Annotated in this window: 10 protein-coding genes; 7 read left to right on the forward strand and 3 right to left on the reverse strand. The window is 47.8% G+C overall.

The annotated features are described in order from the left end of the window. Positions 1 to 18: 18 nt before the first annotated feature. Positions 19 to 1,836 (reverse strand): DUF885 domain-containing protein, encoded by a 1,818-nt coding sequence (locus MF542_RS03065; RefSeq protein ID WP_247015824.1) that lies wholly within the window; start codon positions 1,834 to 1,836, stop codon positions 19 to 21. A 162-nt stretch (positions 1,837 to 1,998) separates the two neighbouring features. Between MF542_RS03065 and MF542_RS03070 the strand changes: the two genes are divergently transcribed. After that, positions 1,999 to 3,480, forward strand: coding sequence for an SLC13 family permease (locus MF542_RS03070; RefSeq protein WP_247015826.1), 1,482 nt, complete (start codon positions 1,999 to 2,001; stop codon positions 3,478 to 3,480). Here MF542_RS03070 and MF542_RS03075 read toward each other — a convergent pair. Beyond that, on the reverse strand, positions 3,469 to 4,428 hold the full coding sequence (locus MF542_RS03075) for a hypothetical protein (RefSeq protein ID WP_247015828.1): 960 nt from the start codon (positions 4,426 to 4,428) through the stop codon (positions 3,469 to 3,471). The two genes, MF542_RS03070 and MF542_RS03075, sit on opposite strands and share 12 nt — an antisense overlap. A gap of 135 nt (positions 4,429 to 4,563) precedes the next feature. On the opposite strand from MF542_RS03075, the gene dapF reads away from it, so the two are divergent. The 4 genes from dapF (at position 4,564) to MF542_RS03095 (ending at position 8,839) form a co-directional block, all read left to right on the forward strand. Next, a complete protein-coding gene (dapF, locus tag MF542_RS03080; protein WP_247015830.1) occupies positions 4,564 to 5,367 on the forward strand; it encodes a diaminopimelate epimerase in 804 nt (267 codons plus the stop codon). After that, positions 5,364 to 6,641, forward strand: coding sequence for a tRNA (N(6)-L-threonylcarbamoyladenosine(37)-C(2))-methylthiotransferase MtaB (gene mtaB / locus MF542_RS03085; protein ID WP_247015832.1), 1,278 nt, complete (start codon positions 5,364 to 5,366; stop codon positions 6,639 to 6,641). The genes dapF and mtaB overlap by 4 nt, the downstream gene beginning before the upstream one ends. 27 nt (positions 6,642 to 6,668) lie before the next feature. Beyond that, positions 6,669 to 7,598: a signal recognition particle-docking protein FtsY gene (gene ftsY, locus MF542_RS03090; RefSeq protein ID WP_247015835.1), complete on the forward strand. Its 930-nt coding sequence runs from the start codon at positions 6,669 to 6,671 to the stop codon at positions 7,596 to 7,598. 173 nt (positions 7,599 to 7,771) lie between these two features. Further along, positions 7,772 to 8,839, forward strand: a complete 1,068-nt coding sequence (locus MF542_RS03095) for a DUF6607 family protein (protein WP_247015837.1) — start codon at positions 7,772 to 7,774, stop codon at positions 8,837 to 8,839. 44 nt (positions 8,840 to 8,883) lie between these two features. Here the strand turns inward: MF542_RS03095 and MF542_RS03100 are convergent, their stop codons facing one another. After that, positions 8,884 to 10,236 (reverse strand): serine hydrolase domain-containing protein, encoded by a 1,353-nt coding sequence (locus MF542_RS03100; RefSeq protein ID WP_247015839.1) that lies wholly within the window; start codon positions 10,234 to 10,236, stop codon positions 8,884 to 8,886. A 241-nt stretch (positions 10,237 to 10,477) separates the two neighbouring features. Here MF542_RS03100 and MF542_RS03105 point away from each other — a divergent pair, with 241 nt between their 5' ends. Together MF542_RS03105 and MF542_RS03110 are read left to right on the forward strand one after the other, a co-directional pair. Then, a complete protein-coding gene (locus tag MF542_RS03105) occupies positions 10,478 to 10,939 on the forward strand; it encodes a hypothetical protein (RefSeq protein ID WP_247015841.1) in 462 nt (153 codons plus the stop codon). Positions 10,940 to 10,952: 13 nt separating this feature from the next. Further along, entirely contained in the window at positions 10,953 to 12,434 is a 1,482-nt protein-coding gene (locus MF542_RS03110; RefSeq protein WP_247015843.1) for a tyrosinase family protein, read from the forward strand. Positions 12,435 to 12,444 lie beyond the last annotated feature (10 nt).

The following is a 12,444-nucleotide window of genomic DNA, read 5'->3' on the forward strand; positions in this document are numbered from 1 at the left end:
CCTTAGAATAAGTAACGGCTATTTACTGTTGATATAATTTTCAACACGCGCTTCCAGAACGGTAAGCGGTAATGATCCGCCTTTCAGCACAAGATCGTGGAATTCGCGAATATCAAACTTATCACCCATCTTTTCACGGGCATTATCACGCATCTCCAGAATGGAAAGCTGTCCAACTTTATAAGCTGTCGCCTGCCCTGGCCAAACAATATAGCGCTCGATTTCTGTCACAACATCACTCATGGCCATACCGGTATTAGAAGCCATATAATCAATCGCTTCTTCACGGGTCCATTTCTTTGCGTGCATACCTGTATCCACCACAAGACGCACAGCCCGGAACAATTCAGATTGAAGCGCACCAATACGGTCAAAATTAGTTTTCAGGAAGCCCATCTCTGCCGCCACACGTTCGGAATATAGCGCCCAACCTTCAATATAAGCCGTGTAACCGAGGAACTTACGGAACATTGGCAGGCCTTCCTGCTCCTGCTGCAAAGCAATCTGATAGTGATGGCCTGGCACAGCTTCATGGTATGTCAAGGCGCGCATACCAAATTTTGGTGTGCCTTTAATATCATAGAGGTTCGCATAAAAACGACCAGGACGACTGCCATCTAGAGCCGGGCTGTTATAATAGCCGCCTGGTGCACCTTGTTCGAGGAACACCGGCACTCGCACAACCTCAACCGGCGCTTTAGGCTTCAGATTAAACTGATCGGAAATACCAGCCGCGATTTCATCAACCATCGCAGTATAATCTTTAAGAATTTGTGCACGGCCCTCATCCGTATCAGGATAATAATGGCGTTCTTCTGCAGCAAAACCGTTAATTAAATCAGCGAATGACTTTGATGTATCATAGCCTTCCGCCTCAAACAGCGTAAGCATCTCAGCTTGAATACGGGCCACTTCGCTCAAACCAAGGTTATGAATTTCCTCAGCTGTCATATCTGTTGTTGTATAATGCTCCAGCTGGATTTGATAGTAAGCAGCCCCGTCTGGAAGCTTCCAAGCACCTGCATCATTGTTTGAGCGCGCCTTTAGGCCTGCGAGATAGGCCTTCAGCTCACCCCAGATTGTATACACATGCAATTCAACAGCCTTTGCTGCTTCCTGAAGCAGGCGTAATTTGTCTACATCACTAATGCCTTCAATATTTTCGACATTGTTTTTAAAGGAAACATAAAAAGCGTTTTCTTTTGGTTGCCCGGAAATGAAACCTTCAACTTGCTTTTCTGCTTTTTCAATAATGAAGGTTGGCGGGATGATACCCAGCTTTTCGCGAAGCCGGAGCTGTTCCATTATCTGATTAAACTGGCCCCTGAGTGAGTTAAGACGTGCGATATAATAATCAGCGTCTTCAACGGTGGTAACAGCATGCGTTCCTGTAAGGAAACCAGCAATATTATTGTGCCAACCGTATAGCTGCGTAATTGGGTAATTATGGAACATATATGGAGATTCTTTGATGTCCTGTTCCATGGAATGCACCATAAGGGCCTTATTCAATTTTTGCTCTTCAGTGAGCGAAGCATCATCAAAAGCTTTTAGTTCTTGGAGCAACTTTTTGGTGCGCTCAAGGTCAGCCTTCTGTTTAGCCACAGAAAGATCATCAAGGCGGCCATTATGTTCTGTAATGCCCTGCTCTGCTAGAATACGTAGGCTTGAAAGCGTTTCCGGGCTTTCTTTCACCTCATCCCAGAATACTTTTTCCTGAAATTCTTCCAGCGACAGTTTTTCTGCTTTTTCTGCCGGCGCTTCAGAACATGCTGCCAGCAAAATACTACCGGCTACCGCAAAAGCGCTTAACCCTTTAGAAACATACGAGCCCATATGTGCTTCCTCCCTACTCTATTTTGAGAGAGCATACCTAGCGCCCAGCCGTTCGCAAGTCATACTTCCCAGAACAAAGACCAATTAAACCTTTTCCAAACTGAACTTCATGGGTAATGATGGGCGCTAATCAGGCGGGGGCCTGCAATCGGGGAGGACTGTATGACGGAGCTTGCTGCAAGCAAACCGCAAGGCAAAGCGCTATATCAGAAAATTGGGCTGCTTTTAGGGCCACTTTTATTCGGCCTAATTCTGTTATTACCTGTGCCAGAAGGCCTATCACCTGAAGCATGGAAAACTGTAGCTGTTGCTCTGTTCCTAGCTACTTGGTGGGCTACTGAAGCTATCCCTGTACCTGCAACAAGTCTCTTGCCGCTCGTGCTGCTGCCACTGCTCGGTATTACAGATTCAAAGGGCGCATCTCTACCCTATTCGAGCCCTGTAATTTACCTTCTTCTGGGCGGTTTTATCGCAGCTATGGCCATGCAAAAATGGAATTTGCACCGCCGGATCGCCCTTAATATTCTTGCTCGTGTTGGTGATCATCCCTATGCGCTTATCGGCGGCTTTATGGCTGCCTGTGCCCTTCTCTCTATGTGGATATCGAACACAGCCACAACATTGATGATTATCCCGATCGCCATCACCGTGGCTTCCACCATTCTCGGCGAGCAAGCTAAAGGCCACCGCTTCACGATCGCGCTTCTGATTGGCTGTGCGTGGTCAGCATCTATCGGCGGGCTGGGTACCTATATAGGCACACCACCAAATCTGTTCGTAAAAGGCTTTATTGAAGAAAGCACGGGCAGAGAGATTCTATTCTATGAGTGGATGATGATCGGAGTTCCCATTGTACTGGTGATGGTCCCACTGGCATGGCTAGTTCTCACGCGTATCTGTTTCCCTTTTGAGGCGCGTCTTGCGAAAGGCGGATCAAGCGTTATTCAAGAAGAACTAGCGAAACTCGGCATGCTCACCACACCGGAAAAACGTGTTGCCATTGCCATGACAACACTCGCTCTTGCTTGGAGTTTCCGTCAGGTTTATACCGACTGGGAATGGCTCACAGAGCTAATGCCGTTTGTTGCAAAAATCAAAGATATGCATATCGCAGTAGCGGCGGGCCTTACCATGTTTATCATCCCAGCTGACACTGACAAAAAGCAAGGCAATCTGCTGGATTGGGAAAGCGCAGCTACCCTACCTTGGGGTGTAATTCTCCTGTTTGGTGGTGGTCTCAGCATTGCGGCAGCCATTAAAGCAACAGGCCTAGCACTATGGCTCGGCGAAGCTATGAGTGGTCTTGCAACAGCTCACTTATTCCTGATTATTCTTGCAATTGTCGCGCTGATTACATTCCTGACAGAACTTACAAGCAACACTGCAACAACGGCAGCACTTGTACCTGTTCTTGGGGCCTTGGCTACCACCGCTAATATTGACCCAATCATGCTGGCAGCGCCTGCTGCGATGGCTGCAAGCTGTGCCTTTATGCTACCAGTAGCAACCGGGCCAAATGCGGTAATTTTCTCAACTGGGGAAGTAAAAGTACCGCAAATGATGCGAGCAGGCTTATGGCTGAACGTACTGGGGACTTTTGCTGTATCCAGTATTTGTTATTTCCTGTTGCCGCTAATTTTCTAGCCAGATATCAGCATCTGCTTTAACGAAATCATGGGCCAATAGTTCGCTATTGGCCTTTTCATATTTGGCTAGAAATTTCACACGCTCTTCATCTGTGAATCCAAAGGAAGTTTCTTCCTTCATAAAGGAGCGTACCCGGTCCTTTTCAATCGGATTAATTGGTAATTCGTACAAACACTCTTCAGCGGTTAAAGCGCGCTTCTTTTCAAATTTTCGGTAAACAAACTGTTTCCGGTCATCACTAACGGTGAGCAACTCAGCCTTGTTAAGAGCAAGGGCCAATTTCAGCGCTTCAACACTCTGGCGTCCATTACCTTTTGGCAAACGACCTGGCGTCTCAAGCACATCTTTCAGTCCAACCATCTCTATGAGCTTGCCGGCGAAATCTTCGTCTTGCAAATCTTCGAGTACATAAAATTCACTATTTTTCAGACCAGCTTTTTCAAACGCTTTTGTAAATCGCCGCCAATCAAGATCAGCCGTTGGTACTTTTTTCACAAAATCCCGAAAGCTCATATCCATCCCCCGTGACACACGGAAGGCATAGACTGATTCTATAAATTTATCCTGCCGCCTTAACATCAGGCGCGGCTGCACATCAAAACGCGGTGAAAATTCAGCAACCTTCTTCGCAAATACATCCACAGTCGGGTAAGCACGCATACTGCGGATACCCGGCATAATACCCGGCAAACCTTCTTCGCTCACTATCACACTGTTACCGCCGAGCGCATCAAGGCCATCCACAATTAGTCCTGTCTTCTTCGGTCTCCACCAACGAGAAGCATAAAACCTTCGCATATCAAGGTTTTCATGGGCACACATATCAGCACGCAGAACCAGCGAGACTCCGTTTTCTTCCAGTTTTTCACGCTGGATTTTCAGCAACCTTTGCAGTGTTGTTGTGCCTGTTCTGTGCAAGCCCATATGGATGTATAGTGATTTCATGGCCCCGTTTTAGCGGGGGGCATAAGCTTTTGTCCATGCCTCGCTTAGTATTTTTTAATATAAATGCGGCATTACAAAACTAGACAGCAACGATCAAACCCCCATATAAGCGCGGTTATGAATAAAGAGATACATATGCGCCCATTTCTAAAGATGCACGGCCTCGGCAATGATTTTGTTATTTTCGATGCTCGCACAGAACCTCTCATGATGAATGAAGAGCTATCTTCCCGTGTGGCTAATCGCCACCGCGGTGTCGGTTGTGACCAGTTGATTGTGCTGCGTGCTTCAAAGAAAGCAGATGTATTCATGGAAATATGGAACGCGGACGGTAGCCGCGTTGGTGCATGCGGCAACGCAACACGCTGTGTTGGTATGCTGATATTGGATGAACTCAGCCAAGATGAAGTGAGCATTGAAACCGATGCAGGCCTTCTATCCGCGAAACGTGCTGCGGCTGGTATCTCTGTCAATATGGGCCCTGCCCGTACTGATTGGGATCAAATCCCACTGGCGTCGGAGATGGCAACCGATAGTGCCGATTTCGAAATTGACGGCATTTCTGCCCCCGGCTGCGTCAACATGGGCAACCCACACGCTGTATTTTTTGTTGATAACGCTGAGAACGAACATATCGAAGTGATCGGCCCTCAGACAGAACTGAACGAACTATTCCCCGAGCGGGTGAATGCCTCGATTGCTTCTGTGGAAGACGGTATTATCCGCCTGCGGGTTTGGGAACGCGGCGCTGGTATCACGGAAGCCTGCGGCACAGCAGCATGTGCTAGCGTTGTAGCTGCCACTCGTAAAGGCTTGATTGACCGCAAGGCTACCGTACGCCTTGATGGCGGAGATCTTGAAGTTGAATGGCTAGAGGACGGCACGGTTCAAATGACAGGCGCAGCAACGCTTGTATATAAAGGCGAGATCGCAGTTTGACCAACAAAGCTGACATTGTGACCTTTGGCTGCCGCCTGAACGCTTATGAAAGTGAAGTGATGCAGCGGCATGCAGATGCAGCAGGCCTCGATGATGTAATCATCGTGAACACCTGTGCTGTAACTGCAGAAGCCACCCGCCAAGCACGCCAAAGCATTCGCCGCATGAAACGCGAACGCCCAGATACACCGATTATTGTAACGGGATGTGCAGCGCAGATTAACCCAGATGAATTTGCCAAAATGGATGAAGTAACCACCGTTCTTGGTAATCAGGAAAAATTGGAAGCTAAATCCTTCACGGCGCTTGCCACCAATGAGCTTGAGCGCGTACAGGTAAATGATATTTTCTCTGTAAAAGAAACCGCAGGGCATTTGATTGACGGTTTCGGCGAGCGGGCACGGGCCTTTGTGCAGATCCAGAACGGCTGTAACCACCGCTGCACTTTCTGCATCATTCCTTATGGCCGCGGCAACAGCCGCTCAGTGGCTATGGGCGAAACGGTTGACCAGATCAAACGGCTTGTGCAGCAAGGCTATAATGAAGTGGTTCTTACGGGCGTGGATATCACCAGTTACGGTGAAGACCTGCCGGGCAATCCAACCCTAGGTCAGCTAACACAGAAAATCCTTAAACTGGTGCCAGACCTGCCGCGCCTTCGGATCAGCTCGATCGATAGCATTGAAGTGGATGAACCACTTTATGACGCCATTATTGGGGACGAACGCCTGATGCCGCATCTGCACCTTTCCCTGCAGGCTGGGGATAACATGATTCTCAAACGCATGAAGCGCCGCCACATGCGTGAACAAGCCATTGAGTTTTGTGAGCGCGTTTCAAAAGCACGCCCTGATATGGTGTATGGTGCTGATATCATCGCAGGCTTCCCGACAGAAACTGAAGAGATGTTTGAAAACAGCCTGAAGCTCATCGAAGAATGTGACCTTACATGGCTGCATGTATTCCCCTATTCTGAACGGGAAGGTACACCGGCTGCTCGCATTCCAAACAAAGTACCAAAGCAAATCCGCAAAGAACGTGCCGCACGCTTGCGCGCAGCTGGCGAAATGCAGACCCAGAAACTGTTTGATCGCAGCGTTGGCAGGAAAGCTAAACTCCTTTTGGAGCGCGTGGCGGAAGACGGCACAGCCCATGGCCATACCGAACAATTTATACCAGTGACCACAAAAAACACCGCCAAAGCAGGTGAAATTATCGATGTGGTCTTGGCGAAAAATGATACCCGCTGTATGACAACAGCAGACAAAGCATAATAAAGATACGATCAGGAGCACTCATCCGTGAGCGAGCAAAAAAGAAGTTGGTTCCAGCGCCTTAAAGACGGCCTTAAAAAATCAACCAGCGCTATTTCAGATGGCATCACAGGTATTTTCACGAAAGCCAAGCTTGATGCTGACACTCTGGATGATCTTGAAGACCTGCTGATCACGTCCGATCTAGGGGTTGGTGTAGCTGCAAAGCTCACAGAAGTTCTATCAAAAGATCGGTTTGATAAAGAAATCACTGGCGAGGAAGTGAAAGAAATCCTCTCAAGTGAGATTGAAAAAATCCTTACCCCTGTTGCAAAGCCGCTCACGCCAAGCCCTGAGCACAAGCCGCATGTTATTCTGATGGCTGGTGTAAACGGTGCCGGTAAAACAACTACAATCGGTAAGCTCGCCAAGAAGTATAAAGGCGAAGGGAAATCGGTGATGCTTGCAGCCGGCGATACATTCCGTGCGGCCGCTGTTGAACAGCTTCAGGTTTGGGGGGAACGCACAGGCGTGCCTGTCGTTACAAAAGAAATTGGTTCAGACGCCGCTGCGCTTGCGTTTGAAGCGCTGGACCGTGCTGTCCGCGAAAAGGTGGATGTACTGCTAATCGATACCGCTGGCCGCCTTCAAAACCGTGAAGAGCTGATGGACGAGCTTGCAAAAGTAGTGCGTGTAATTGGCAAAAAACTAGACGGTGCCCCGCATGATACAGTGATCGTACTTGATGCCACTACTGGCCAGAACGCCGTACACCAAGTGGAAGTGTTCCAGAAGATGGCGAAGATCACAGGCATTATCATGACTAAGTTGGACGGTTCTGCTCGTGGCGGTGTACTTGTGGCTTGCGCCGAGAAATTCGGTTTGCCCGTTCACGCCATCGGTGTGGGCGAAAGCATCGAAGACCTTCAGCCCTTTGACCCTAAGGAGTTCGCTAGAACACTCGTTGGCGCTGAATAACCAACCACTTATGGCATTAATGCAAATGATGGGGCCAATCACGTTGGCCCTTTTTTGTTGCTTCATTTGTATATTAATTAATAATGCAAACGATTCTTATATGCATTATTCTTGACTCACTTGGCCAATCGATAATAATAATGATTATTATTTTTCGCCTAGAGGGATTCATCATGGCATTTTCCAGTTTTTCCGCCCCAGTACGTGCTGGGGTATTTGCGCTTGCGGCATTTGGGCTTGCAGCATGCGCGAACCATACGGCACCTGCCGCTACATCTTCAGTGCAGAACTCAGAAGCACAGGTCATTAAAACCTTCGAGCAAGATAGGGCTGCCATTCTCGCGATGGTTGGTGACTATAAAGTGACCTTCGATTTTCGTGAGACGGTTTCTTTCAAAGACGGATATGAAATCAAAAAGCCGAAGCTTTCCGGCGGCCACGAAATGGTACGTGTAATCGAAGATACGGGCACCTATATTGCTCTTCAGCATATTCTGATTGTAGGCGACGGTGAGAAAATGCCGGTTATGCCAATCAAACACTGGCGTCAGGACTGGATTTACGAACCTACAAGCATCATGGAATATGCGGGTGCAAACATCTGGGAAAAGCGTGAACTGACAGAAGCAGAACGCGCAGGCAAATGGGCACAGGTTGTTTACCAGGTTGATGATGCACCGCGTTATGCAGCTGTTGCCGCTTGGGACCATACAAACGGTTCACCAGCTTGGACCTCCCCAAAAAGCTGGCGTCCACTTCCACGCCGTGACGCTACTAAGCGCGATGATTACCACACAATTTCTGCCGTAAACCGCCATGCAATTACACCAAACGGCTGGGTGCACGAGCAAGATAACGCCAAGATTATTATTGATGGTAACAACACAGAGGTTCTCGTGCATGAGATTGGCCTGAACACTTACAAGAAATTTGGTGATTTCCGCACTGATGTAGGCACTGATTACTGGGAAAAAACCGAAGGCTTGTGGACAGCAGTTCGAGCAGAATGGGATAAGCTTTTCGCCGAAAATGATACCGTTGCGCTTACTATTCTTGGTGAGCCTCAGGAAATGTATATGGCAATCCTCGGTGTCGCTGCTGATCTTCAAGACGATAAAATCACTGAAGCAAAATCTATCGCAGATACTAAAGAGATTATGGCGGAATATATCACCACCAAACCACTATCGGCTGGTGACCGCTTGGCCGCTACCAGACAGGAAGAAGCTGCTTCCGATTAAGATAAAAATAAGGGCGAGCTAATTTGGTTTGCCCTTTCTTCCTTTTAGGATATTGCATCCAGTATCTGGCGCATCTGCTCATTTTTCGGGTAGGCATTATCCGCATTCCATCCAAGACGCACGATAATGGTATTCTCACTTGGGAACATCATCACCATCTGATCACGGCTACCAAGCATGGCATAGGTATCAGCCGGCAGGTCAGGCCATCGCGCTTCCTCATTCCCGTAATTCAACCAGAACTGATAGCCGTAGCCCTTGTTGTTTTCCGTGTGATTTGGTGTTAGCGCGCGCTTCACCCACGCTTCTGTCACAATACGGTAGCCGTTTAGTTCACCACCATTCAGCATTAACTGCCCTACACGCGCCCAATCTCTGGCGCTTGAAAGCATGAAAGAACCACCCATCAAAACACCCTGCGGGTCTGTTTCAAAGAGCGTATCCCGCATTCCCATTGGTTTCAGGAAAGTACCATATAGATAATCAAGGTTAGCCTGCGCGCCACCATTCTTTTCAAACACAAGGCGTGAAAGTAGGTTCGATGTGCCTGATGAATATTGGTAACGCGTGCCAGGTACTGCAACCAGCGGCACATCAAGCCCAAGGGCCGAGCCGCTGTTTTCTGTGAACAACAAACGGGTTACAGTTTCACCCGGCTGATAGGTTTCCGCGAGATCAAGGCCTGATGCCATATGGAGCATATCATCAAGAGAAATTTCCTTGCGTTCATCCCCACCCCAGTTTTCAAATACGGGCTTATGAGCAGGATCAATAAGACCGCGCATTTCCATGTTACCGACCATAATGGCATTCATGCTTTTGGTCATAGACCAACCAAAAAGCCTACTTTTTGCGTCGAAGCCTTCAGCATAAGTTTCTGCAATAACCTGCCCGTCTTTCACCACGAGATACGCTCGCGTCTGAAGGCCAGCCACATTATCTTTTACGATCAGGCTTTCCAGAACCGCCTGCACTTTGGCATCGGGTGCAAGCGCCTTATTCCCCATAGGCCACAGAGCATTTGGTTCATTCTCAAAATTTGGGATCGTTAATCGATCAAGAGCTGATGTATCGCCAATATCCAACGCGCAACCCAAGCCGTCCCGGTAAGAAGCCGATGTTACATCAAGGCCCAGAAATTCTGCACTTACGCGTTTTTCACTGTCATCATACGTAATATCAAGCTCAGCCAATAGCGGAGAATAGCTACCAAGATCGCTAAGGTTCTGCTCAGCCCCAATGCCGGAAACATATTTCGCAGAGCAGGCAACCATCGCACCCATCCCAGTTACCATGGCTGGCGCATTTGATACATAGGCTGGCGTGATACCCGAAGCATATGAAGCCACCGCCAATACGCCTACCGCACCCAACGGAATTTTCCACCATTTGCTCATACATACCTCACAGATTTATTGAACGAATGACACTATATCTTTTAAAGGCGCAGGCAAGTGTTAACGCACCTGCCAATACCTTCCGACATTCATCATCTATCCCTGCCTAAGGCTGAGAGAAAACCTGTGTTGGCAATTTATTATCCACATCATGACCTTGATCACGGACACACCTATAAAGAGCAAGATATATTTAAAAGGTAGTTTCAAGTATATCCTTCCACTCAAAGACTGGTGATATATGTCTCTAACACTAGAAGAAGCTACGTCTCTTTCCTGTAATTGCGGCTTACGAGCAATATCATTTGGTGGTGCAGGCATGATCCTTGGTGATCTACTGTTTCCTATAAACCACCATGCTCTGCATTCAGGGGCAATTTCGCTTATTCTGTTTAGCGGCATGACAATCGGCATGCTGCTGTTCTGCATACCTGCCTGCCTCAAAGCAGGCCTCTGCCTTAAACACCACTTTAATCGGCTACAGATCATTACCATTCACACGATCGGCGCTATTACGATGTTTGCAGGCATGATGCTCGCCGGCGATCTGGCAAGTTTTCATTTCATGGAAGAAACAGTTTTTAACAGCGTTGTTCTTAACGCTGCGATGATTGCTGGCATGGGTATTGGTACCTGTGCCGGCTATTTGTTGAGTGTAACCATCCTTAACCAAAGCAATCAGTGGTTCAACGCACAAACATAAAAGGGGGCCTCCAATGACCGATCCAGTAATTCAAAATCCTACATGGTATGCCGATATACGGTATTTCTTTTCAGAGATTGATATCAAACATATGCGCTCATTTGGGCTGGAACTAGGTACGTATGAAGGTGTTAAAACAAACGCCAGCAACATTTATGCGCAGGTATCAGCCAAACATATGCCTCCTGGTGACCCATGGAGCGATAATAAAATTAAGAGCTTCCTGAACTGGATGATTAATAACTACCCCATGGGAACTGCGCCAACCACCAACCTTCTAGCCGCAACCAACACAGCTCCGGCAACTAGAATTCGAAAAGAAGTAAGAGAACTTTCAGACGCGGAAGTAACAAACTTAATTAAAGCCTTTAAAGGCATCTTGGGCAAAGACACTTCTGACCCGAACAGTTATTTCGTTCAAGCCGGTTACCACTGGTTCCCCGGACCTAACCTTTATTGCCAGCATCATGTGAACAACTATAACCCTTGGCACCGAGCTTACCTACACAGCTTTGAAAACGCACTTCGGTCGGTTCCCGGCTGTGAGAATGTAACTCTTCCATATTGGGATTTCGGAAACACCAGTGAGTTCCCCGATTTATTTACTAAGGAACCTTTTGCATCATACACTTTGCCAGAAGCCGTCTCTGCCAATTATCAAAAAGGCTATGCCACCTCTCGGTTTGCTGTTTCTCACATTCTTGAGGGTTTTAAAAACCAGGTACAGCCACAAACACTCTTTGCCTTGAAGCAAAAAACCTGGGAGCTATTCAATGGTTTCAATGCCCAAGGTTATTACGGCATTATTGGCGGCCATGATGATGGCCATGTAACCACAGGGCCAACAATGGCTGATCAAGGAGTAGCCGCATTTGATCCTATTTTCTGGTTTTTCCATGCGAACTGGGATCGTCTGTGGTGGAAATGGCAGCAAGAAATGCAAGCTACAACACTAGAAACTTTCATCAGCACAGTTACCGATGCAAGCAACCTGGCCTTCTTCCAGGTTCCTGCCCTGGAAGTTCTGCCGCCATTCGAACAGAAAACTACTGAAGTCATCGATTTGGCGGCTAATTTGGATACTGATTACCAACATCCGGCAAGCGAAACTCTCACCACCGAAAAAGCGCTGCGGTTCTTTGGTTCTCTTCCAGCGACAAACGCAATTTCCATCGATGTCGATAATACCTCCGTTCGTGTGAAAGGCATTAACAGGCTTAAAATTCCTGGCAGCTTTATCGTACGCCTACAGAAAAACGGCGAAGATATCGCATGGAAGGGTTTCTTCCAGCCTGCGGAACCTGAAACCTGTACAAACTGTAGCGCGAATGCTCTCATCAACATGGATTTCCGCCTGCCAATAAGCAAAGTAGAGGGCGGCAAATTGGGAATTGTTATTGAACCCATGGATAAGGAAATGACTGGGGACAGGATTTCCCTGAAAGCTGTTGGTGACCCAACCATTCATGCTCGTCTTCTTGTAACGGACGAATAGTTTACAGCCC

The sequence above is a fragment of the Kordiimonas laminariae genome, assembly GCF_023008165.1.
In the GTDB taxonomy this organism is placed as follows: domain Bacteria; phylum Pseudomonadota; class Alphaproteobacteria; order Sphingomonadales; family Kordiimonadaceae; genus Kordiimonas; species Kordiimonas laminariae.

Coding starts and splice junctions, on each gene's coding strand:
- MF542_RS03075 (WP_247015828.1), bottom strand. CDS start 4,428: ATGAAATCACTATACATCCATATGGGCTTGCACAGAACAGGCACAACA.
- dapF (WP_247015830.1), top strand. CDS start 4,564: ATGCGCCCATTTCTAAAGATGCACGGCCTCGGCAATGATTTTGTTATT.
- MF542_RS03110 (WP_247015843.1), top strand. CDS start 10,953: ATGACCGATCCAGTAATTCAAAATCCTACATGGTATGCCGATATACGG.
- MF542_RS03070 (WP_247015826.1), top strand. CDS start 1,999: ATGACGGAGCTTGCTGCAAGCAAACCGCAAGGCAAAGCGCTATATCAG.
- MF542_RS03095 (WP_247015837.1), top strand. CDS start 7,772: ATGGCATTTTCCAGTTTTTCCGCCCCAGTACGTGCTGGGGTATTTGCG.
- MF542_RS03100 (WP_247015839.1), bottom strand. CDS start 10,236: ATGAGCAAATGGTGGAAAATTCCGTTGGGTGCGGTAGGCGTATTGGCG.
- MF542_RS03105 (WP_247015841.1), top strand. CDS start 10,478: ATGTCTCTAACACTAGAAGAAGCTACGTCTCTTTCCTGTAATTGCGGC.
- MF542_RS03065 (WP_247015824.1), bottom strand. CDS start 1,836: ATGGGCTCGTATGTTTCTAAAGGGTTAAGCGCTTTTGCGGTAGCCGGT.